This window comes from Flavobacterium erigeronis (assembly GCF_054075165.1).
The window spans coordinates 444070-468127 of record NZ_JBSKGP010000004.1 but is presented as its reverse complement, the minus strand read 5'-3'; the positions used below and the strand labels follow the sequence as shown (position 1 = coordinate 468127).

The 24058-nt window shown below is 34.9% G+C and carries 14 protein-coding genes; 12 read left to right on the top strand and 2 right to left on the bottom strand.

Annotated features, from left to right (window positions below; genetic code table 11):
* Window positions 1–6 precede the first annotated feature (6 nt).
* The 5 genes from ACWA1F_RS10790 (at window position 7) to ACWA1F_RS10770 (ending at window position 9168) form a co-directional block, all read left to right on the top strand.
* Entirely contained in the window at window positions 7–1638 is a 1632-nt protein-coding gene (locus tag ACWA1F_RS10790; protein ID WP_456893758.1) for a RagB/SusD family nutrient uptake outer membrane protein, read from the top strand.
* Window positions 1639–1668: 30 nt separating this feature from the next.
* Complete coding sequence (locus tag ACWA1F_RS10785; RefSeq protein WP_456893757.1) at window positions 1669–3042, top strand: glycan-binding surface protein; 1374 nt, start codon at window positions 1669–1671, stop codon at window positions 3040–3042.
* Between the two features lie 12 nt (window positions 3043–3054).
* Window positions 3055–5265: an endo-1,4-beta-xylanase gene (locus tag ACWA1F_RS10780; RefSeq protein ID WP_456893756.1), complete on the top strand. Its 2211-nt coding sequence runs from the start codon at window positions 3055–3057 to the stop codon at window positions 5263–5265.
* A 205-nt stretch (window positions 5266–5470) separates the two neighbouring features.
* The gene (locus ACWA1F_RS10775) at window positions 5471–7093 is read left to right on the top strand and encodes a GH35 family beta-galactosidase (RefSeq protein ID WP_456893755.1); all 1623 of its coding nucleotides are present in this window, start codon (window positions 5471–5473) and stop codon (window positions 7091–7093) included.
* Window positions 7094–7260: 167 nt separating this feature from the next.
* Window positions 7261–9168 carry a sialate O-acetylesterase gene (locus ACWA1F_RS10770; protein ID WP_456893754.1) on the top strand — a complete coding sequence of 636 codons (1908 nt, stop codon included), beginning with the start codon at window positions 7261–7263 and terminating at the stop codon, window positions 9166–9168.
* A 151-nt stretch (window positions 9169–9319) separates the two neighbouring features.
* Here ACWA1F_RS10770 and ACWA1F_RS10765 read toward each other — a convergent pair whose 3' ends face one another.
* The gene (locus ACWA1F_RS10765) at window positions 9320–10195 is read right to left on the bottom strand and encodes a LysR substrate-binding domain-containing protein (RefSeq protein WP_456893753.1); all 876 of its coding nucleotides are present in this window, start codon (window positions 10193–10195) and stop codon (window positions 9320–9322) included.
* 103 nt (window positions 10196–10298) lie between these two features.
* Here ACWA1F_RS10765 and ACWA1F_RS10760 point away from each other — a divergent pair, with 103 nt between their 5' ends.
* Window positions 10299–11054: an MBL fold metallo-hydrolase gene (locus tag ACWA1F_RS10760; RefSeq protein WP_456893752.1), complete on the top strand. Its 756-nt coding sequence runs from the start codon at window positions 10299–10301 to the stop codon at window positions 11052–11054.
* Window positions 11055–11149: 95 nt separating this feature from the next.
* Here the strand turns inward: ACWA1F_RS10760 and ACWA1F_RS10755 are convergent, their stop codons facing one another.
* Window positions 11150–11761, bottom strand: a complete 612-nt coding sequence (locus tag ACWA1F_RS10755; protein WP_456893751.1) for an RNA polymerase sigma factor — start codon at window positions 11759–11761, stop codon at window positions 11150–11152.
* A gap of 279 nt (window positions 11762–12040) precedes the next feature.
* Between ACWA1F_RS10755 and ACWA1F_RS10750 the strand changes: the two genes are divergently transcribed.
* From ACWA1F_RS10750 to ACWA1F_RS10725, 6 genes are all read left to right on the top strand, one after another.
* Window positions 12041–13192 carry a FecR family protein gene (locus tag ACWA1F_RS10750; RefSeq protein ID WP_456893750.1) on the top strand — a complete coding sequence of 384 codons (1152 nt, stop codon included), beginning with the start codon at window positions 12041–12043 and terminating at the stop codon, window positions 13190–13192.
* 281 nt (window positions 13193–13473) lie between these two features.
* Complete coding sequence (locus tag ACWA1F_RS10745; protein WP_456893749.1) at window positions 13474–17070, top strand: SusC/RagA family TonB-linked outer membrane protein; 3597 nt, start codon at window positions 13474–13476, stop codon at window positions 17068–17070.
* A gap of 17 nt (window positions 17071–17087) precedes the next feature.
* Window positions 17088–18491: a RagB/SusD family nutrient uptake outer membrane protein gene (locus ACWA1F_RS10740; protein WP_456893748.1), complete on the top strand. Its 1404-nt coding sequence runs from the start codon at window positions 17088–17090 to the stop codon at window positions 18489–18491.
* A 65-nt stretch (window positions 18492–18556) separates the two neighbouring features.
* Complete coding sequence (locus tag ACWA1F_RS10735) at window positions 18557–19759, top strand: redoxin domain-containing protein (protein ID WP_456893747.1); 1203 nt, start codon at window positions 18557–18559, stop codon at window positions 19757–19759.
* Window positions 19760–19973: 214 nt separating this feature from the next.
* Entirely contained in the window at window positions 19974–21107 is a 1134-nt protein-coding gene (locus ACWA1F_RS10730) for a redoxin domain-containing protein (protein ID WP_456893746.1), read from the top strand.
* A gap of 120 nt (window positions 21108–21227) precedes the next feature.
* Window positions 21228–23999: a M16 family metallopeptidase gene (locus ACWA1F_RS10725; protein ID WP_456893745.1), complete on the top strand. Its 2772-nt coding sequence runs from the start codon at window positions 21228–21230 to the stop codon at window positions 23997–23999.
* The last annotated feature ends 59 nt before the right edge of the window (window positions 24000–24058 follow it).

Below are 24058 nucleotides of genomic sequence, written 5' to 3'. Positions count from 1 at the left end.
CGCACAATGAAAACAAAGAAAATATTTTACACGGCTCTAATTATTGCATTGCCATTTGTTTGGACGAGTTGCAGCGACATTTTAGATGTTGAACCAAACGATGTAATCACAAAAGAGAACTTTTATAAAACAGAGTCTGATTTTCAGGCTGCAACGGGACCATTGTACAATAAAGTTTGGTTCGATTTTAATGATAAATTTTATTACGGATTAGGAGACGGACGTGCAGCAAATATGTACGCACCGTTCTCAGATTACGTATACCCATTCACCGATTTAACAGAAACAGGATTAACAGGGCCATTAGTTTCGGCTTGGGCATCTTTGTATAATGTTGTACAGCAGTCCAATAATGTGATTATCGGAATTTCTGGAAGTCCATTAAATGAAACTATTAAAAACAGATATATTGCTGAAGCTCGTTTTATGAGAGGAACCGCTTATTGGTATCTGGCTTCTTTATGGGGAGATGTAATTATCTCTACAGATCCGAGTGAATTGGTTAAAAATCCGCTTGTAAATAAAAATCCAATGAAGGATGTGTACGAATTTTCTATGCGTGATTTAGAATTTGCTGCAAAATACCTTCCAGAAACTGCAGGTCAGGCTGGACGTTTAACAAAGTACAGCGCTTTCGGAATGCTTTCTCGCGTATACTTGTCATTTTCAGGAGTTAGCGATAACCCGAACAGCGGAACTCGTAACCAAGAATATTTGGATTTAGCTAAAAAAGCGGCAGAAAAAGTAATGAGTTCTGGACCTTACAGTTTAATGGCAAATTATGAAGATTTATTCATGATCGACAATAACAACAATACCGAATCGATGTTTGCACTGCAATGGGTTCCAAATGGAGATTTTGGTGTAAACAACACACAGCAAGCTTATTTTGCATTAGGTTCTGATATTACGGGCGACGATGCTGCTTGGGGATATTGGACAAGAGCTTCTTATAATGTTTTACAAGAATACGAGTCAAAAGATCTTCGCCGTAGAGCAACTTGGATGGGAGATGATGATCATTATCCTGAGATTAATAAAGCAAATGGCGGTTATACGGTTGATCACAGTAAAGATTTCTTGACTGTTAAAAAAGGAGTTGTAGGTTCTACAAAAGACAACTCAAAAATTACCCGTATGAATTCGGCGCTGAATACGTACATGTTGCGTTTGGCAGAAGTTTATTTAAATTACGCAGAAGCAGCTTTAGGAAATAATGCTTCAACAGCAGACGCTACGGCAATTTCAGTGGTAAACAGACTTCGCACACGCGCAGGTTTAGATCCTAAAACAATGTTGACTTATGCAGATCTTGCTCACGAAAGAAGGGTAGAATTATGTATGGAAGGCCAGTATTGGTACGACTTAGTTCGCAGAGCCTATTACAAACAGCAAGAAGTAATCAACTATGTAACAGCTCAAAACAGAGGCGTAATTACTCCAATTTTGTACGATACAGCAACAAATACAGTTACAGTTGATGCTTCAAAAAGTACAAGCCCTAGAGCCATTGGTGTAATCGATGCGACCATTTTTACGCTTCCTTATCCAGAATCTGAATTAGTTCAGAATCCGTTATTGAGAGAAAATCCTGTTCCGTATCAGTTTACAGAAGAAAAAATAAAAGACTTATTCTAGTTTCAGAACTAAAAACTAAAAGACATAAATATGAAATATATTTTAAATAAAAAGTATTGGGCATCCATCGCATTGCTTAGCATGATGGTTTTCAGTATGCTGTTTACATCTTGCGACAACAACGATTCAGAAGGCGGCGCAATTACAATCACCAAAGTATTTTTAGAAGATGTAAATTCATCTGTACCAGATAGAGAAGTTACTTTTGCCCGTTTAGGTCAGCTTTTGCGTATTGAAGGTTCAGGATTTGAAGGACTTAAAAAAGTATACATTAACGGATATTCAACTTATTTTAATGTTGTTTTTGTATCTAATAATTCAATGCTGGTAAGCGTTTCCGCAGATACGCCAATTTTAGATGCAGATCCATCAGTACGAAATACCATTCGTTTTGTAAATGATTCCAACGAATTTTCATTTCCGTTTGAAATTCGTTCAGGAAAACCAGCTATTACCAATATTTCAAACACAATACCTAATGCCGGAGAAACAATTACAGTTACTGGGACAGGTTTAACAGAAGTTAGCAAAGTAGTTTTTCCAGGAAATATTGAAGTAACATCTGGAATTACCTCAGATGAAGATGGAGATTCGTTTACAGTTACAGTTCCTACGGGAGTTTCAGATCTAGGAGGTTCATTATTTGTACAGACTTCAAACGGAGGCGTTTATTCTCCTGCTTATTTCAATTGTAAAAGAGGAATTATTTTAGATTTTGATGGAAGAGGACAGCACAGTTTCTGGGGAACTCCTCCAGCTACAGGTATGATTTTAGGAACAGATATAGAATCAACGCCTATTGGTGCAGGAAATATGTCGCAAGGAAAATATGTACCGCATCGTCCATCGCGTCTTGCTTCAATTGCAGCCGCTACAGGTAGAGCAACAGAAGTTTGGACAGGAGGAACAGGTGTAGACAATTGGAGAGCACAATTGACTCCTTTCATTCCCGCAACTACTCCATTGGATAAAGTAGCCTTTCAGTTTGATATCTATGTACCAGATGCGTGGAAAGATTCAGGTTATTTAAAAATATGTACCATCAATAATTTCAATGCAGGAACTTGGTCAGGAGGTGTTTACAACTATATCCCTTGGCTTATTGACGGAAAATCAGTTGCTTTCCAAACTACAGGCTGGGTCACTATTACTATTCCATTAAATAAATTTTATCAATGGTCTAAAGAAGCGGCTACATTTGAAACTGTTTTAGCTTATCGCGAAGCAGCAACGTATCAAAACTTTGGTATTTGGTTCGAAAATGCCGATGTAAAAATGAAAGATGTACTAGGAAATACAAGCGAAGTAGAATTCCCTTCAAAAGCAACTTCTGTAAAAGTGTACACAGACAACTGGAGAATTGTGCCATTAGATACACCAGTTTATAATGATTTCCCTAACTAAAACATGACCAAAATGAAATACATAAAGATATTACCAGTAATTGCTTCATCATTGCTGTTATTCGCATCTTGCGATGACAACTTGATGGAATGGGGAAAAGACCCAGAGCATGGAGAAGTAACTGGAGCAGAACTTCCGCTGGCTTTAGTTGAAAAAATAGGACGCTACGAACCGTTAAAAAACTATTCTGATTTTCCTCTAGGAAACGGAATCGGAATAAGTTTATATATGAGCGATGCCAATTATAGAAAAATAGTAAACGAAAATTTTGATGAGGTAACGCCTGGCTACGAAATGAAACACGCTGCAATGGTAAACTCCAAAGGAGAAATTAATTTTACCAATGTAGATGCTTTTATCGCAGCTACAAAAAGCGCTGGATTAAAAGTTTTCGGACACACGTTGATCTGGCATTCCAACCAAAATGCAAGTTATCTAAACGGTATTATTGCCCCAACAGTAATTCCAGGTTCAAGCGGAACAAATGTTTTGGATCTAACACCTATTAAAAACGGAACTTTTACAGGATGGGCTAGAAATAATCCAGGAAAAGGAATTACAACTGTTGCCAATTCAGGATTAACTAGTACTTCTGCAGCAATTCAATTAGCTTCAAGTGCAAGTTCGTCAGCAGCTTATAGTTTGCAGTTAACTTCGCCAAACGTGCCAATTGTTTCAGGGCATAATTATGAAATTTCATTTTATATCAAATCTGATGTTGCCGGAAAAGGGCGTATTTCATTTAATGCTTCATTAAGCAACCAATATCCATATAAAGATTGGTTTGCTACGGGAGGATCATGGACAGAAGCTTTCGCAACAACTTCATCTTGGCAACAAGTTAAAATTAAATTGGCTCCAGGCGATTTTAAAGCAGGAAGCACAACATTTCAATTTAATATCGATTTAGGATACTTGCCTAACGTAACCTATTTGATAGATGCCAATACATTGGCAGTTGTAGATCTTGACGCAGCTACTGGGCCGGTTAATTTGGTTTCTAACGGAAATTTTAATTCTGGAATAACAGGATGGACTAAAGCCAACGGAGCGGCAGATGCTTTAAGTGCTGCAACAGGAGCTTCAAATGTTTATGAAGGAAACGGTGCAATGAAAGTGGTAAACGCTACATCTGACGCTTCAAACCAATGGAAAACTCAAATTCAAACTACATTTACTTCTCCGTTAGTAGCTGGAAAAAGTTATACAATCTCTTATATGATTCGTTCTGAAGCGGCTGGTTCTGTAAGATGTTCAACTACACCAGGAACAGTGGCAAGTTACCAAGGGGATCAGGCAACTACGACAACTTGGAAGCAAATCGAATGGAAAATCACAGCAAAAGGCGGTGAGACAGGTTTTGGTTTTGATTTAGGTGGAGCAGCAGGAACATATTATATTGATAGTGTTACTGTAACAGACGGTTCAGTTGCTGGCGGTGGCGCAACAGCTCCTGTAACAATTGAAAAAACAGAAGCAGAGAAAACTAAAATTATTACCGATGCAATGACCGATTGGATTTCTAAAATGATGACACACTACAAAACAAGCGTTTTCTCTTGGGATGTTGTAAACGAACCAATGAAAGAAGATGGAACATTAAGAAACGGAACAGAAGGCGATACAGCTACAGATTATTTCTCATGGGTGAAATATCTTGGAAAAGATTATGCTGTAACCGCTTTCAAACTAGCACGCCAATACGGAAACACAACAGATAAATTGTTCATTAACGATTATAATTTAGAGTCTAGATTAGATAAATGCGATGGACTAATCGAATATGTAAAATATATCGAAGGAAAAGGCGCTACCGTAGACGGAATAGGAACGCAAATGCACATTGGTTTAACAACAGACAAAGACAAAATTGTTCAAATGTTCCAAAAATTGGCTGCTACAGGAAAATTGATTAAAATTTCTGAATTAGATATCAGATTAGGAACCGCTACACCAACAGTTGCACAGCAAGCATCTCAGGCGGAAATGTATCAATATGTAATTGATATGTACAAAAAATACATTCCTGCGGCTCAGCAATACGGAATCACGATTTGGGGAGTTTCAGATAATTCTAAAGAGCATGAATACTGGCTTCCAAATGAATCTCCAAATCTTTGGGATGCAAATTATGTTCGCAAACATGCATATAAAGGCACGGCTGATGGATTGGCAGGAAAAGATGTAAGTTTAGAATTTTCTGGAGAATTGCAAAAACCGTAAATAATTCTATTAAGGTTGTTGTTTGCGATTGTCAGGCTGAGCGGAGTCGAAGCGCACAATATTGTAGAACATAGCCCAAGGTTTCAACCTTGGGTACACAATGCATTATCACAATCCATCTGCACAATAAAAGCAAAAGCTTTGTCAAAATTTAAAACTTTGACAAAGCTGCTTTGTTTATTTTTAATGTTAAAAACAAAAAAACATGTTTCCATTTTCAAAAAACAGTTTTCTCCTCGCGGCTTTATTTACAATCCATTTCGGATTTTCTCAAAACATACCTCATCTCCAGAAAATAGGAAATAAGACACAGTTAATTGTAAACCAGAAACCATTTTTAATACGAGGAGGAGAATTAGGAAATTCATCGGCAACAAGTATTGAAAGCATGGAAACCATCTGGACTAAACTGACGGATATGAACCTCAACACGGTTTTAACACCAATTTATTGGGAGTTGATAGAACCGCAAGAAGGTAAATTTGATTTTCAATTGGTTGATGATTTAATTCTTCGCGCACGAAAAGAAAACCTAAGACTCGTTTTTCTTTGGTTTGGATCCTGGAAAAACAGCATGTCAAGTCACGCACCAGAATGGGTAAAACTCAATCAGAAAAAATATCCAAGAGTTAAAGATGATAAAAATAAAAGCCACGAAATTTTAACGCCTTTCAGCGAAAACAATCTACAAGCCGATTTGAATGCGTTCAAAAAACTGATGGCACATATTAAAGATTTCGACCAGAAAGACCAAACCGTAATTATGGTTCAGGTTGAAAATGAAATTGGAATGTTGCCAACCGCAAGAGATTATCATCCTTTAGCGAATGCTGAATTTCAAAAGCCAGTTCCAGATGAGCTGATGAAATATTTAGAAAAAAACAAACAAAAACTAGTTCCCGAATTTTTAGAAATTTGGAAGAAAAATGGATTCAAAACCAAAGGAAATTGGGAAGGAATATTTGGAAAAGGATTGCATACAGACGAAATTTTTATGGCTTGGTATTTTTCAAAATTCACCAATATTGTGGCCAAAGCAGGAAAAGACGCTTATCCAATTCCGATGTTTGTCAATGCAGCTTTAAACGCGCCAGAAAAAAAGCCAGGACAATATCCAAGTGCAGGACCGTTGCCACATATTATGGACGTTTGGAAAGCCGCAGGAAATGCAATAGACTTTTTAGCGCCAGATTTCTACAATCCTTCCTTCAAACAATGGAATGATTTGTTCACACGTCAAGGCGATCCGCTTTTTATTCCAGAACATAAATTTGATGAAACAGCGCCGTTCAAAGGATTATACGCTATCGGGCATTACGAAGCCATTGGTTTTTCGCCATTTTCGATAGAATCTGTTGCCGATACTAAAAAAGAACCTCTAGGCAAAATCTACGATTTGGTAAAACAGTTAACTCCAACAATTGAAAAATATAAAGGACAAGGAAAAATCGATGGGGTTTTATTAGACAAAGAAAATAATACCCAAATTATTAAAATGGGCGATTATGAATTTACTTTCAAACACGATTATACCTTAAATTGGTCGGATGGAGCAAAAGCAGAAACTTGGCCAATGTCAAGTGCGATTATTATAGAAATCGCCAAAGATGAATTTTACATTTCGGGTTCCGGAATTGTGCTTACTTTTAAGTCTTTAAAAGAAAACCTAAATGCAGGAATTTTAAAAACAGATCAAGGAATATTTGAAAATGAAGTTTGGAGAACAATAAGGCATTTCAACGGAGATCAAACCCATCAAGGCAGACATTTAAGAATCTCAGTTGGCGATTACGAAATCCAAAAAATAAAATTATATACGTATGAGTAGATTTTTTAGCCACGAATTCACGAATTTTTCTAATACCTACTTTCTGCAAATTATTCAAATTTCACGAATTATAATTCGTGAAATTCGATTGTTGTAGACAAAGTAATGAATAAAAAATTCGTGAATTCGTGGCAGAAAAAAAACTCGCAACAAAAAGTAAAAACGTAATGAAAAAAGTATTATTAGTATTTTTAATAACCTTTAGCATAAACGCTCAAATAAAACTTCCGAGACTTATAAGCGACGGAATGGTTTTACAGCGCGATACCAAAGTCAATATCTGGGGCTGGGCAACACCAAATGAAAAAATAGAACTCGATTTCAATCATAAAACATACAACGCAACAACAGCTCAAGATGGAAAATGGTCGATTCAGATTCCGTCGCAAAAAGCAGGCGGACCGTACGAAATGATTTTGAAAGCATCCAACACAATTATGCTCAAAAATATTCTTTTTGGCGATGTTTGGCTGTGTTCAGGACAATCGAATATGGAACTCCCGATGGATCGCATTAAAGACAAATACAAAGAAGAAATTGCAAAATCGACTAATCCAAATATTCGACAATTTTTAGTGCCTGACGAATATTATTTTGCAAAAGAAAGAAACGATTTTTCATCTGGTTCTTGGGTAGAAGCAAATCCTATAAACGTTTTACAATTTACAGGAGTTGGCTATTTCTTCGCTTCAGAAATTTACGAAAAATATAAAATTCCAATCGGATTAATTAATAGTGCTTTAGGAGGTTCTCCAGCAGAATCATGGATCAGTGAAGAAAGTATTAAAAAATTCCCAGAATATGAGCAAGAATATTTGAAATTTAAAGACGGAAAACTCGAAAAACAGATCGACGAAAACGATCGTAAAGTAAGCTCAGAATGGTATAAATTAGTAAACAATACCGATCTTGGATTAAAAGATAAATGGAAAAATGAGATCGATAATTCCGATTGGAAATCCATGAATATTCCTGGTTATTGGGCAGATGGCGAATTGGGAAAAACAAACGGATCGGTTTGGTTTAAAAAAGATTTTGTTCTCGAAAAAATAAATGAAAATCACGCAAAATTGATTTTAGGACGAATTGTCGATGCCGATTCGGTTTTTGTAAACGGACATTTCGTTGGAACAACTTCATACCAATATCCGCCAAGAATTTACTCTTTTAATGCGAATGTTTTAAAAGAAGGAAAAAACGAAATTACCATTCGAATCATCAATAATTCGGGTAAAGGAGGTTTTGTAACCGATAAACCTTACGAGCTCATTATTGGCGATAAAACCATCGATTTAAAAGGAACTTGGAAATACAAATTAGGTTCAAAAATGGAGCCGCTTCCGGGACAAACTTTCGTGCGCTGGAAACCTGTCGGACTTTATAATGCCATGATCGCACCGCTAAAAGAATATCCAATAAAAGGTGTTTTATGGTATCAAGGCGAAGCCAATACTAGAAAACCGTTAGAATATGGTGCTTTGATGGAAGCTTTAATTTCGAACTGGCGTGCACAGTGGAAGCAGGAAAAATTGCCGTTTTTATTGGTGCAATTGCCTAATTTTATGGAACCAAAAATGGAACCTACTGAGAGCAATTGGGCTGCTTTGAGACAGCAGCAATTAAACACGTTGAAAGTTCCAAATACAGGATTGGCGATAACAATAGATTTAGGAGAATGGAACGATATTCATCCTTTAGATAAATACGATGTTGGAGCTAGGTTAGCATTACAAGCTAGAAAATTGGTTTATGGTGAGAAAAATCTAACAGCTTCTGGTCCGCTTTTTCAATCAATGAAACAAAACGGAAATAAACTAATTCTAAGTTTTTCTGATATTGGAACAGGATTGCAAATCAAAAATGGAAATGAATTAAAGGAATTTGCCATTGCAGGAGCTGACGGAAAATTTGTCTGGGCAAAAGCAATTATCGAAGGCGACAAAATTGTAGTTTGGAATGATGCCGTTGCAAATCCTGTAAAAGTACGCTACGCTTGGGCTGATAATCCTGCAGAAGCTAATTTATACAATAAAGAAAACTTGCCAGCTTCGCCTTTTGAAGCTAGTTTGAAGTAAGTTTTTTTTTAGCCACGAATTTCACGAATTACACCAATTTATTCACTTTGTGTTTTAATTATTCGAATTTTACGAATTAGAACAATTAGTGTAATTGAATTAAAATTAAAAGAAATTAGTGTAATTCGTGAAATTCGTGGCTAAAAAAAAATCATTTCAAATTCTCTGTCAAAACCTTCAAAAAAGCTGTAACCGCTTTTTTCTCATAAACTTCCTTCAAAGAAATAAGCATTGCGGTGCGCGTCATATTTTTACCGCTTATCGGAATTGCGTACAAATCTTTTTCGTTTTCAATTGTAGTTTTCGTTAAAATTGTATGCCATTTTCCTGTTTTAATTAATTCCAATAAAGTCGGAATATCATTTATTTCGATCGTGACTTTTGGATGTAAATTACTTTTTTCAAAAGCCTTGCTGATAAATTGAGTCGTGCTGAAACCGCCCGCTGGCATTGCAAGCGGCAATGTGCTGATTTCTTCCAGAGAAATGGTCTTTTTATTTTTTAAAGCAGTTTCAGATGAGGTAACCAAAGCCATTGGCGAGGTAAATAATTCGAGGTATTTAAAATGTGCTTCAGAAGCAATTTCTTCAAAAGTCAGAATTACATCAAGCTGAAAATGATTGAGTTTTTGAATGAGTTCCTGCGAAGTTCCGAAGATAATTTCGAACTGAATTTTTGGATATTCAGAACTAAATAAAATCAAAGCTTTTGTAACTACATGACGGAGTGCATACGTTACGCCAATGGCAACTTTTCCAGTTTCCAGATTATTTAAATCTTTTAATACTTCCAATCCGTCAGAAGCTTTGTTTACCGATTGCTGTGCATAAACGGCAAATAAATCTCCAGCTTCAGTCAGTGTAATTCGTTTTCCAATTCGGTTAAAAAGCGGTACTTGAAGTTCATCCTCGAGCTGTTTTATTTGCTGTGACAATGTACTTTGACTGATGAAAAGTGCAGAAGCAGCTTCGGTGAAATTCAGTAATTCTTTTGCTTTTAGAAAATATTTAAGCTGACGAAGTTCCATTTCTAAATCGGTTTTATCGATTGATTTTATCGAAAAATAAGGTTTTACAAATATAGAAATTCTTAAGAACTTTGCTTTATTGTAAAATTACAAGCAGAACAAAATGAAAATTATAGCTTTACAAGAAGGAAATTATATTGTCAATTCTCAAAAAGAATTTCAGCTTTTAGAAGAAAACACAACCGAAACTGGTTTAAAAATGGCGATTCAGCCCTTTCTTGTTATTACAGATAATGATGTTATTTTAATAGATTTCGGTTTAGGATTTGTAAATAACGGCGTTCCGTTTATTTATGAAATGCTAAGAAAAAATAATATCGAACCTCAACAGATTACTAAAATTCTGGTTTCGCATCTGCATAAAGATCATATTGAAGGAATCGGTTATTTCGAAAATAATCAATTCGTTCAAAATTTTCCAAATGCGAGAATTTATATTCAAGAACGAGAAATAAATTACGCTTTAGAACAATTGCAAAATCCGTCTTACGTTCCTGAAATATTAAATGAGCTGAAAAATTTACCAAACGTTGAATTGTTAAATGAGGACAGTGGCAATATAACTGACGAAATTTCCTTTGAAGTTACGGCAGGACATACCAAGTTTCAACAAGTATTTTGGATTAAAGCTGATGGCGAAATTGTTTTTTATGGAGCAGATGATTTGCCACAAAAAAGATATTTAAAAATTCCTGTAGCCTACAAAACCGATTTCGATGGAAAACGTGCCATGGAATCTCGAAAAAAATGGGAAATTGAAGCTAAAGAACAAAATTGGAAAGTGCTTTTGTACCATGATATGAAGACGCCTGTTTTGGATTTTACAGAAGAAGGAAGCGAGATGAGAGACGCTGTATAGAAACAAGAAGCAAGAGACAAGATTTTATTTTGAGCCAAAATAGAGAAGGAAGAAATAAGATATTCATTTATGCCTTGAAACAATAAAAGGAAAATTCAGATTAAATTATTTAGTCTGAATTTTTTTTTAGCAGAAAACAAAAGAAACAACACACTTCTAACTTTTTCCTCCAATGAAGAGCGCAAGATTGAAAATGCTTTTGTAATCTGCGCTTCAACCGTTTTAATGGAAACATCCAAATGTTCTGCGATTTCGATATTGGTTAAACCTTCTTTTTTACTCAGAATAAAAACCTCCTTGCATTTTGGCGGTAAATTTTGAATTTCTTTGTTTACCGCATTCAAAACCCTTTGAAAAGATTCAGAATCTTCTTCCTGGACAATTCCGTTTAAGGCATCATAATATGATTTTTCAAGAGAAAAGAGAGATTGGTTTTTTCGATATAAATCGATAAACTCATTATAGGCCAGTTTGTAAAGGAAACTTTTCAGCGAATGATCTGTTTTTAATCTCGTGCGCTGTTCCCAGACCTTAATAAAAACATTCTGTACGATATCTTCGGCACTGTAAACGTTCTTTACCAAGCTGTTAGCATATACACAAAGTTTATGATGATACGTGTCGATAAGGTACGTGTATGCGCTTTCATCTCCATTTCTAAGAGACTCAATTAGAATAGTATTATCGCTGTAATCATCAATCTTCATAAAAACAAATATATAAATTAATAGTTTTTTAGGTCAAAAAGTAAACTGAATTTGCTCAAATCGACCTCTTTTTTGCCTTTCTATTTGAAAATTATTACAAATAGAAAAATAAAAAAATGCAAATATAAATCATTTACTTTATAATTTCTACCAAATTAGTCGAGTTTTGTTGAAAGAAAACACTTGTGAAAAATAAAAAATTCATCAAAATGAAAAAAACTTTATCAAATTGTTAGGGTTTTGTTTTTTGGCTTCGTAATAATATTAAAAACGACTAAAATGACAGCAAAAAAGTCAGAGAGACTAATTGTTAAATTTATCACAAATCAAGCTTCTCAAGAAGAGATTGAGCAGCTTACAGAGTGGTTAAAAGAAGAAGAGAATCAACTTGTATTTAAGGATTTTGTAAAAACCAATTATGCAATTGATACTGCTTTGAACACTTTTGATTCTTCTGAAGTTAGAAAACAGCTTTCAGAAAGAATTTCGAAAGAAAATAATGTTTTTTATAAAAGAAGATTTTCATCGTATTATAAATATGCTGCGATTTTGGTTGTGGCTTTGGGCGGATTTTATTTCTATAAAAATTCTGGTTCCGAGCAAGTTAAACAAAACGTTATTATTCCGAGAGTAGACGAGATTGTTTTACAATTAGGAAACGGATCGTCGGAAACTATTGATATTTCTGGTGCAAAAAATGTAACGGATAAAGATGGAAATGTTATTGGAAAACAGGACAAAAACAAATTGGTTTACAACAAAGCTTTTACAGAAGGAGAATTGGTTTACAGCACATTGAAAATTCCGTACGGGAAAAAATTTGATGTACAATTATCAGACGGAACCTTGGTGCATTTAAATTCTGGAACCTCTTTTAAATATCCGGTGCAGTTTGTTAAAAATAAAAACAGGCAAGTCTATTTAACGGGTGAGGCATATTTTGAAGTAAGTAAAGACAAAAAACATCCTTTTACAGTAAATGCGCAACAAGTTAATGTTGAGGTTTTAGGAACCAAATTTAATGTAGACTCGTATAGTAACAATAGCAGTACTGATGTTGTGCTGGTTGAAGGTAAAGTTTCGCTTTATAAAGATCATAAAACCAACCAGAATCAGGTTTACTTAACGCCAGGTTCTAAAGGTTCGAGCGAGAAAGGACAGAGTGAAATTGAAATCGAACAGGTGAACACCGATTATTATACCGATTGGGTAAAAGGAAGTCTGGTTTTTAAAAATGCTTCTTTTGATGCTATTATAAAAAAATTAGAGCGCCAATACAATGTGACTTTCATTAACCGAAATAAAGCACTCGGAAAAGAAATTTTTAACGCTCGTTTTGACAATGAACCGATTGAAGTGGTTTTGAAATATTTTAGCGACAGCTACGCCATTGATTATACTATTGACCGAGATAAAATAACGATTAAATAGAATTAAGAATTAAGAATTAAGAATTAAGAATTAAGAATTAAGAATTAAGAATTAAGAATTAAGAATTAAGAATTAAGAATTAAGAATTAAGAATTTCAATAATCCACAAAGGATTAAATCTAAAATCTACAATCAGAAATCTAAAATAGAAGATGCCTATGTAACAAAAATCCAAAATGAAGGATCGTTATAAAAAAACCGGAAAATGCGCCAACATTTCCCGGTAGAGTATATGCGGTCAGTTAATTAACCAACCAACATTAAAAAAAACATTTAAAAGTATGAAAAAACTCTTGAACAGAATCAGGTTTGATAAGCCTTTTTTGAAATTTGATTTGAAAATGAAATTGACCACATTATTTCTGCTAACTGCCTTAACAGTAATGCACGCCGGAACCACTTATTCTCAAAAAAACAAGATTTCTTTTAATGCCAGCAATATGACCGTTGCCAAAGTGATTGAAAGATTGGAATATACTACAGATTATAGATTTGTCTATAATGTAAGATCTGTAGATTTAAACAGAGTAATCGATGTAAATGCATACGAAACCTCAATCGAAGTTATTTTAAATAGAATTTTTAATAATACCAGTACCGATTTTAAAGTATCTGGAAACCATATTATTTTGACTCCCAAAAAACTTTCTGCCGATAAACCAGCGGAAGAGAAAAAGCCTGTAGCCGATTTTATCGTAAAAGGTAGAGTTACAGACGAAAAAGGGATGCCTTTGGTAGGTGCAGCAATTTCTGATAATGGTTCAGGAAGAGGTGTTCAGACCGATTTTAATGGAGATTATCAGATTATTACGGTAGGCAGTGAAACGACTTTGGCTTTTGCTTATTTAGGATTTGTAAGACAAGAAATTAAAGTTGAAGGTAGAAGTGTTATCAATGTTGTTTTGAAAGAAGATGTTTTGGAGCTTGAAGGGCTAGTTTTAAAAACGGGTTATCAGGATATCTCTGCAGAAAAAGCAACAGGGTCTTTTTCTAGTTTAAAAGCTAAAGATTTTCAAGAGCAGCGTTTAAATAGTTTAGACAAAATTTTAGAAGGACGTATTGTCGGATATCAAGACGGAAAAATTCGTGGAACGACCTCTATGAATGCTAATGCTACAGCTCCGTTATATGTTATTGACGGTTTTCCTGTTGAAAATACTAGATTAACACCTTATTCAAATATCGAAGAAAATCTTCCTAACCTAAACTTAGAAGACATCGAAACAATTACGGTTTTAAAAGATGCGGCAGCTTCTTCTATTTATGGTGCTCGTGCGGCAAATGGAGTTATAGTAATTACAACGAAAAAAGCAAAAGAAGGAAAAACAAACATTTCGTTTTCTAGCAATTTGACTGTTACACCTTACCGAAATTATACTGGCAATCTTACTAGTTCTGCTGATATTATTGGTTTAGAAAGAGGATGGGCAGAAGGAAATCCTAATTTAAAAACCGCTAATGCCAATACTTATGCACAATCATTATTAAACAATGCAGCATTTACCAGTTTGGGAATGCAGACTATTTTAAATGGTTACGCCGGAAATATTACGCAGGCAGATATGAATAATCGTTTAAACCAACTGGGGGCTCAAGGTTATAAATACTACGATGATGTAGCAAAATATGCTAAGCGCGATCAGTATTTCATGCAGCACAACCTTAGTTTAGGGAAAGCAAGTCAAAACAATACTTTTAATGCTTCGATCACTTATAAAGACAATCAGTTGGAAGATATGTATTCTGAAAATCAGTCGGTTGGTATTAATTTGAAAAATTCGACTCAGATTAACAACTGGCTTTCTTTAGATTTAGGAACTTATTTAAACTACGGAATCGGAGATACTCAGTATTATAATCCTATTAATCCAGCAAATGTTTCAGACAATCCTGGATTTAAATGGCAACCATACAATCAATTAGTAAATAACGACGGAACTAATTTTGTTTCTACTGCTGCTTCTCGCTACAATAATTTTACGCTTAATTCTATGCAGACTTATGGTCTTTACAACATGGATATTACGCCGATGGACGAATTAGGAAGAAATTTAACTGAAAACAAAAATTTCTTAAACAGAACATTTGCCAAGTTTAATGTAAAATTCAGCCACGCTTTTACTTACAACGCTATGTTCCAATACGAGTTTGCTTCAGATCGTGCAAGTCAATTGTTTGCTAAAGAATCCTATTATGTTAGAAATAAAGTAAATGGTTTGGTAACACTTGCTAATAACAAAGCAGTTTACAATTTGCCTTATGGAGATATTATTAAAGAAACCAACCAATTCTCTAATGCTTATAATTTCCGTCAGCAATTGAACTTCAATCAGACTTTTGCAGAAAAGCATGATTTTTCTGCTATTGCAGGTATGGAAATCCGTCATTCTAAACAAGAATATAATGATAACACACGCTATGGTTACGATGCACAAGCCTTATCTTTTACTGCGATAAATCAAGCCGATTTATTAAAAGTATACGGAGCTGTTTTTGGTGGATATATGTCACAAAATGATTTTGGATTACAAAAAGAATTACAGAACCGTTATGTTTCTGTTTATTCTACAGGAGGTTATACGTATGACAAAAGATATTCTCTTACTGGAAGCATTCGTTGGGATCGTTCAAACCTTTGGGGAACAGATAGCAAATACCAAAACAAACCTATCTGGTCTGTAGGTGCGGGCTGGAATATTAACAATGAATCATTTTTTGATGTTGATTGGGTTGATGCTCTTAAACTGCGTGGTTCTTATGGTATTGCAGGAAACATTGCTAAAGATTCGGCTCCTTATTTAACCGCTTTTTATTATGCTAATGCCAATGTTGGAGGAACTTATGGAAGTGTGGGTAAAAGACCAAATCCTGAGTTGTCTTGGGAAAAAACAACAACAACAAATATTGGTTTAGACTTTTCATTCTTTAAAAGCAGATTAAGCGGAACTCTAGATTTGTACAACAAAAAAGGTCAAGATTTGTTAGCAACCAGTCAAGGAATTCCAACAGAAGGATTTGGATATTCTTCTTACACGCTTAATAATGGAGAAATGACCAACAAAGGTATCGAAGCTACTTTAAGAGGAACAATTGTAAAAACGCCTTCTTTCTCTTGGGATGCCGCTGTTTTGTATGCCTATAATAAAAATACAGTAGATTTTGTAAATGTAAAAGCTCCTGTGTACTATTTACAATTAGATTACCCAACGGCTTATCCTAGAATTGGAACCAGTTTTAACGCCATTTACGGTTACCAATGGGCAGGCTTGAGCGATACAGGAGTACCTCAAGTTTATGATGCTTCAGGAACTACAGTAAAATATAATCCAGGCCAGTTAGACGCAATTAAAGATTACGGTTCAACAGTTCCTACACACAGTGGTTCTTTTCATACTTCTGTCGATTATAAAAACTTCTCGCTTTCGGCTCTTTTCATTTATGAGCTAGGACATAAAGTGAGAAACACATTCCTACCGATGTTGAGTAACACTTACAATGGTGCACTGGGAGGTTATGTAACGGATATAACGGTGGTAAACAATAATATCGCAAATCGTTGGATGCAGCCAGGAGACGAAGCATATACCAATGTTCCGAGAGCGGTTTACGAATATGAAGCCGATTTTAATTCAGAATCTCGTACTATTTATTCTTATGCAGATATTAATATTTTGGATGCTTCAAATGTAAGATTGAGTAACATTTCGTTAGCGTATCAAATGCCAAAAGACATTATTAAAAGAGTAAAACTAGACGGAGTACGATTCAATTTGAATGCAGAAAACGTATACACTTTTGCCAAAAGCAGAGATGCCAAATACATGCTAGGCGGTTTTATATCTCCAAGTTTTGTTATGGGAGTAAATGTTAATTTCTAATTTATAAAGACTAGACGATGAAAAATATATATAAAAAAGTAGCGTGCGTATTGGCTTTAGGATTGACTTTAGCATCTTGCGAAGACTATTTGAACGATGTGCCAAAAGGAGCAAAATCGCCAGAAACATTAGCAGATTATGAAGCTTTTTTACGCGATGAATACAACACAAGATTAGATATTCTAGGAGCTAATCACGTATTAAATGACCAATTTGTAACAGCCGCTTCACTAACAAGCAATAGATTGTATAATGCCAATTATATGTGGGACGAAAATGCAGATCGTATTGCAATAAAGGTATCAGACGAATCGTACTATTATACAGCTTATAGCGGAATTTCAGCTTTTAATTTAATTATTGAAAATGCGCTTTCGACAACCCAAGCGACTGAGCAAGAACAGAGAGTGGTTTGGGCACAAGCAAAAATAATGCGTGCCATGAACTTCTTTTATGTAACTAATTTTTATGCAGATACTTATGTAGCTTCTACAGCTTCTACAAAATTGTCAGTTCCGTTAATTACAAGTGCCAATATTAATGCGCCAAGCAAACAAGTAACCATTCAGGAAATGTATGATTTTATTCTGAATGATATTAAAGAAGCTTTACCGTATTTGCCAAAGGTTTCTCAAACCGCTTTGCACCCTAATTTAGGAGCCGGTTACGCTTTTTATTCAAGAGTTTATCTACAAATGAATAACTATACAGAAGCTTTAAAATATGCAGATTTGGCATTGGCAGAAAATAATAAATTATTTGACTGGGTAGCTTTTTACGAAGCAAATAAGACAACTATAGATGTGCCAAATTCATACACAACTGCTGTATCGCCAATGGGTTATAACAATGTCGAAAATTATATGTTTAGACACGGATCAAATCGTTCATTAGGAAGAGAACCAAGTATTCCAGTAGAAAGAGCGGCGCGTTTTGAAACGGGTGATTTACGTTTAAAATCTCGTTGGAAAATAAGAACCGTGGGTGCTGACACTTATTACTATTCGATATTGTCAGGAATGTACAATTTTGGAGGACTTACAACTGTTGAGGTTTATTTAATTAAAGCCGAGTGTTTAGCACGTGATAATAAAATCAGCGAAGCATTGGCAATTTTAAATGCAATTCGTAAAACACGTATTCTTCCTGCATCGTATCAGGATATTGCAACTACAGATAAAACAACTGCTTTGAATGCTATTTTCAAAACAAAAAATAATGAATCTGTACAGACTCTTATTCCTTATGCAGATGCAAGACGTTTAAATGCAGAAGGTGTTTATAAAGTTAGTTTTAGCAAAGTTGTAAATGGAACTACTTACACCTTAAAATCTGATTCTCATTTATGGACATCGCCTTTCCCGCAAGGAGCAACGCAAAATCCAGGAAACGGAACAATTACACAAAACGTATCAAAATAATAATCTAAAAGCTTCCCGATTAGATTTCCCGAAAGGGAAGCTTTTTCTAAAAATATCAATCAAAAATGAAAGCAATTCAAAACAAAATACTAGGATTATGCATCTGCTTGTTTATGGTTTCAATAAACATTCAGGCACAAAAGAAAAAAACGGGACCAGCTCAAACTTCTTCTTATGCAATTGAAGGAAACATCACAGGTTTAACCGACGGAACAGCCGTAAAATTGATTCCAGGAGCAACACATTCATCTGAACTGCCAGTTGCTGAAACGGCATTAAAAGACGGGAAATTTACTTTTGAAGGAAAATTAAAAGAACCTCGTTTTTTCTATGTTGTCTTTGGTAAAAACAAAGGAAATATTTCTGTAATGGTCGAAAATTCAAAAATAAAAATTACAGCGGCTGGAACAGTTTCAGATAACGAAGGAGAATGGATTTCGTTTAAAAATGTAGTAATTACGGGATCAAAATCTCATGATTATTATCTGAAAGAAACTGCTTTTAAAGAAGAATTGAATAATGATTATGCTGAATATCATAAAGGGACTGAAGAATTAGGCAAATTGTATTCAAAAGCTAGAGTTGCAGGAAACAAAAAAACAATGGATTCAATTGCAAATACTCCAGAATGGAAAGCTTTTGAAGCAAAAGAAAAAGCCTTTTTTACGAAAGTAGAAAAAACAACATTAGACCTTATAGCAAGACATAAAACTAACTGGTGGGGACCATTTTTTATGATGACGCAATACAGCTATTTTACTCCAGAACAAAAACCGATTTACGAACAATTTTCTCCAGCTGCAAAGCAAAGCTATTATGGCCAAGTAGTAGATAAAGATTTGAATCCGAAATCATTAATCGGAACAAGCATTGCAAATTTTGGATTAAAAGATAAAGACGGAAAAACATTAAATGCAAAGGATATTGTTGCAGGAAAAAAATACATTTTAGTAGATTTTTGGGCTTCGTGGTGTGCTCCTTGCCGAAAAGAAATTCCGAATTTAAAAACAGCTTACACAGAATATTCAAATAAAGGATTTGAGATTTTAAGTATTTCGATTGATAAGGACGAAAAAGCTTGGCAGAAAGCGCTAGGTCAAGAAAACATGCAATGGCCAAATTTGTATGATGATGATAAAGTAAGCAAAGCATTCAATGTAAAAACCATTCCGGCAACTTATTTAGTAGATAGTAAAGGTGTAATTATTGGGGACAATTTAAGAGGTGCAGAATTGGAAGCTAAGCTGAAGGAACTTATGAAATCTTAAGGATTTTAGTGGTCAGTGACCAGTCTTTTAGTGTTCAGTTTACCAAATGAACTGATCTATAATATTGAAACATATAAAGAAATTTATTTTTTACACATAGAAAGCTATGTTTATTCTAATAAGTGAAACGTCTTTTAAAAGGCTTACAAAATCTATGATTCTATGTGTTTTAAAAAAAAAAAACATCGCAATCAATTAAAATAAAAAATATAACATGAAAAGTACAATTTTAAAATCGAGCCTATTCGCTTTAGCGATAGCGACAGCGCTTACTTCTTGTGCTAAGAAAGAAGGATATACCATTAATGGTAAAATTGCTGGATTGGACAAAGGAATCGTCTACTTGGAATATGCAGACGAAAAAGGAGATAAAAAGATCATTGATTCTGCCGAGGTAAAAGAAGGTGCATTTACTTTTACTGGAAAAACGGGAGAACCTTTATTTCATACAATAAAAATTAAAGGGCAAGAATACGGAGCGTATTTTCTTCTAGATAATGAAGACATTACGGTTGAGGCAAAAAAAGATTCTGTTTTTAAAGCTAAAGTAACAGGAGCAACTCAAAACGAATTCTACAAATCGTACTACGATAACGAATTCAAAAAAATACAAGCAATTGCAGGTCCGATTTACAAATTATCTGATTCGCTAACACAAGGCGGAAAAGTAAAACTAACTGCAGAACAGCAAACCAGGATGGATAAAAAATGGAAAGATTTGGGCGCTTTCGCGGATGATCTGACAGATAAATTCATTAGAAAAAACAAAGATAATTTAGGTGGAGCATTGGTTATCGAAGACCGAATTGTGTCTTACGGAACTCCTGAAAAAGTAAAAGAATATTACACGATTTTATCTCCAGAAATTCAGAAATCATTCTACGGAAAAAAATTAAAAGCTTCAATCGATCTTAATGAAAAAACGGCGATTGGTGTTGCTGCACCTGACTTTTCTCAAACGGATATTAACGGAAAAGTCGTGAAATTATCAGACTACAAAGGAAAATATGTTTTAGTAGATTTTTGGGCTTCTTGGTGCGGTCCATGCCGAAAAGAAAATCCAAACGTAGTTCTAGCTTACAAAACGTATCATGATAAAGGTTTTGATGTTTTGGGAGTTTCTCTAGACGACAAAAAGAAACTTTGGGAAAAAGCAATCGAAAAAGACGGCTTAACTTGGACACACGTTTCTGATTTAAAAGGATGGCAAAATGAAGCGGCTGTTTTATACGGTGTAAAAATGGTTCCTACCAACTACTTAATTGGACCTGACGGGAAAATCGTAGCTAAAAACCTTAGAGAAGCTGAATTGCAATCTAAATTGAAAGAGATTTTCAGCAAATCGTAAATTTTTAAGTATTCAGTGATCAGTTTTTTAGTGTTCAGTCCGATACCGAATTGTAACTGAACACTAAAGACCTGAACACTGAACACTAGATACAGAACACTCCAATAAACTCTAAAAAAAATGAAAAAATACATCTTTCTGGGCTATTGCTCATTAGCTTTCTGCGCCCTTATGTCAGCGCAAGGCAAATCGGTTAACTTTAAGAAAATTAAAGAATTAGGCGGAATCGAAGAATATTTATACCAGCCCAACGGAATGAATGTTTTGCTGTTGCAAGATAATGCTTCACCTGTTGCAACTGTACAAATTGTATATCGCGTAGGTTCTAAACATGAAGTTTTAGGAAACACTGGATCAACGCACCTTTTAGAACATTTAATGTTTAAAGGAACGCCAACTTTCAACAAGAAAAACGGAAACACAATTACTGATGTTCTGCAAAATACTGGAGCACAGTTAAATGCTACGACTTGGTACGATCGTACGAATTATTTTGAAACATTGCCAAGCGATAAAATCGAATTGGCACTTCAAATCGAAGCAGACAGAATGCGTAATTCTTTATTATTGAAAGAAGATAAAGAAGCAGAAATGACAGTGGTTCGCAACGAATTTGAGCGTGGAGAAAACAATCCGAATAGTTTATTAGATAAAGAAATTTGGGCTTCGGCGTACATTGCACATCCGTATCATCATTCTACAATTGGCTGGAAATCGGATATTGAAAAAGCATCGATTGAAGTATTAAAAAATTTCTACAATACCTATTACTGGCCAGATAATGCTACTTTAACGATTATCGGAGATTTCAAAAAAGACAATGTTTTTGAATTGATCGAAAAGTATTTCGGAAAAATTACAAAAGCGCCAAATGTAATGCCTCAGCCTTACACAGAAGAACCTCAGCAATATGGTGCGCGTAAAATTGTAGTGAAAAAACCTGGAGAATTGGGCGTTGTAAGCAAAGCCTATAAAATTCCAGGAGCGTTACATGAAGATCTTCCTGCGTTGAATATTTTAGCTCAGATTATTGGCGTTGGTCCATCAGCAATTTTAAACAAAACTTTCGTAGACACGCGTTTAGGAATATATTCTTATGCTGAAGCAACAAACTTTAAAGAAGTTGGACTTTTAACGATTGGAGTTGGTTTTCCAACCACTTCAAAACACGAAGATATTGATTCTAAAATCAGCGAAGTCGTAACTAAAATTCAGAAAGAAGGTGTAACTCAAGAAGAAGTAAACCGAGTTGTGGCAAAAATCAGCGCGCAGACTATTTTAGTACGTGACGGTTCTGGAGTTATTGCATCGGCATTAAACGAAGCGATTGCTTCTGGCGACTGGACAGATTACATTACAGGAGTTGACCGATTGAAAAAAGTAACTCCGGCGGATGTTTTGCGTGTAGCCAATAAATATTTGGTTGAAGACCAGAGCACAACAGGATATTTTATTCCGAAGCAGGCTGGCGCTCAAAATAATGATTCAGCAAAAGCCAGTAATTATATGCCAGAAAATGGTCCGTTTTATTACAGACATTCAGAGGAAGGACATATTCACGAAGAGGTTTCGTCAGTTCCAACTTCAATTAAAAATACCTCGCAAGAAGTAATTTCTACAGAAACGTTAATCGAAAAATCGGCTTCTGCTTTCAAAAGAGAAAAAGTATCTGGAATTGATGTAGTTTCAGTTAAAACTTCAGCAAAAGATTTTGTTACGGTTGCAGCGAGTATTTCGTTAGGAAATTATGCGAGCGAAACTAAAAATGATGTTATTCCAGCGCTGACTGCTTCGATGCTATCAAAAGGAACAACCTTAAATGACAAGTTTAAATTCTCAGAAAAACTGCAAAAATTGGGAGTTTCTTTAAATGTGAATGCTTCTACATTTAAGATAAATATTGGATTCAAATGTTTGAAAAAAGATCTGGATCAGGTCATTGCTTTATTGGCTGAAGAATTGAGAAATCCGTTGTTTGATGCTAAAGAATTCGAAAACTTAAAACAGCAATTTATCGGAAATACACAACAAGATTTGAATGATCCAGGCGAAAGAGGAAGCATTGCTTTATCGCAAGCCATTTATCCGAAAGGAAATCCAAATTACAGTTTAAGTGTTGAAGAAAATATTGCAAACATCAAAAACGCAACTTTGGATGAAGTAAAAGCTTTCCACAAAAAATATTTCGGAACAGCTTCTATGCGTCTCGTAATTGTAGGTGATACAGATGGCGCAAATTTAAACGCTTCTTTAAAAAAATCATTCAAAAATTGGAATGGCGGAGTTACTGAAAAACTGAAATTTGAAGAAGCTGTAAAAGCTGCTGCAAAAACAGAATTGGTAACCATTCCAGAAAAACCAAGTGCAGAATTATTCATCGGTCAGTTTACAGGATTAAAAAGAGCCGATGCTGATTATATTCCGTTTTACATAGGAAATTATACTTTAGGTGCAGGTTTCGCTGGACGTTTAATGCAGACGGTTCGTGATAATGATGGTTTAACGTACAACATTACTTCAGGTTTAGGCGGTAACATTGAAACTGGCGGTTACTGGTTTGTAAACGCTTCTTTCAATCCGAATTTATTTCAAAAAGGTCTAGATGCTACAATGGTTCAGGTAGATAAATGGGTAAAAGAAGGCATCACAGCATCTGAATTAGAAAACAAGAAAACCAACCTAATTGGAAGTTTTAAAGTAGGAATGTCTACCACAAACGGAATGGCGAGAACGATTTTAAGTTTTATCGAAAGAGGTTTAGAGCCAAGTTACATCGATCAGTATCCGAAAGATATCGAAAAAGCGACTTTACAGCAGGTAAATGACGCGATTAAGAAATACATTCAATTGGATAAAATGATTATCATTAAATCGGGATCGCTTGATAAATAGTTTTCAGTCTTGAGAATTCAACTTTGTCAAAGTTTCAAACTTTGACAAAGTTTTCCTGG

What these genes read in the sequence shown, in the direction of transcription:
- ACWA1F_RS10730 (WP_456893746.1), top strand. Translation starts at nt 19,974, where the DNA reads ATGAAAAGTACAATTTTAAAATCGAGCCTATTCGCTTTAGCGATAGCG.
- ACWA1F_RS10780 (WP_456893756.1), top strand. Translation starts at nt 3,055, where the DNA reads ATGAAATACATAAAGATATTACCAGTAATTGCTTCATCATTGCTGTTA.
- ACWA1F_RS10735 (WP_456893747.1), top strand. Translation starts at nt 18,557, where the DNA reads ATGAAAGCAATTCAAAACAAAATACTAGGATTATGCATCTGCTTGTTT.
- ACWA1F_RS10725 (WP_456893745.1), top strand. Translation starts at nt 21,228, where the DNA reads ATGAAAAAATACATCTTTCTGGGCTATTGCTCATTAGCTTTCTGCGCC.
- ACWA1F_RS10765 (WP_456893753.1), bottom strand. Translation starts at nt 10,195, where the DNA reads ATGGAACTTCGTCAGCTTAAATATTTTCTAAAAGCAAAAGAATTACTG.
- ACWA1F_RS10770 (WP_456893754.1), top strand. Translation starts at nt 7,261, where the DNA reads ATGAAAAAAGTATTATTAGTATTTTTAATAACCTTTAGCATAAACGCT.
- ACWA1F_RS10755 (WP_456893751.1), bottom strand. Translation starts at nt 11,761, where the DNA reads ATGAAGATTGATGATTACAGCGATAATACTATTCTAATTGAGTCTCTT.
- ACWA1F_RS10790 (WP_456893758.1), top strand. Translation starts at nt 7, where the DNA reads ATGAAAACAAAGAAAATATTTTACACGGCTCTAATTATTGCATTGCCA.
- ACWA1F_RS10775 (WP_456893755.1), top strand. Translation starts at nt 5,471, where the DNA reads ATGTTTCCATTTTCAAAAAACAGTTTTCTCCTCGCGGCTTTATTTACA.
- ACWA1F_RS10740 (WP_456893748.1), top strand. Translation starts at nt 17,088, where the DNA reads ATGAAAAATATATATAAAAAAGTAGCGTGCGTATTGGCTTTAGGATTG.
- ACWA1F_RS10745 (WP_456893749.1), top strand. Translation starts at nt 13,474, where the DNA reads ATGAAAAAACTCTTGAACAGAATCAGGTTTGATAAGCCTTTTTTGAAA.
- ACWA1F_RS10785 (WP_456893757.1), top strand. Translation starts at nt 1,669, where the DNA reads ATGAAATATATTTTAAATAAAAAGTATTGGGCATCCATCGCATTGCTT.
- ACWA1F_RS10760 (WP_456893752.1), top strand. Translation starts at nt 10,299, where the DNA reads ATGAAAATTATAGCTTTACAAGAAGGAAATTATATTGTCAATTCTCAA.
- ACWA1F_RS10750 (WP_456893750.1), top strand. Translation starts at nt 12,041, where the DNA reads ATGACAGCAAAAAAGTCAGAGAGACTAATTGTTAAATTTATCACAAAT.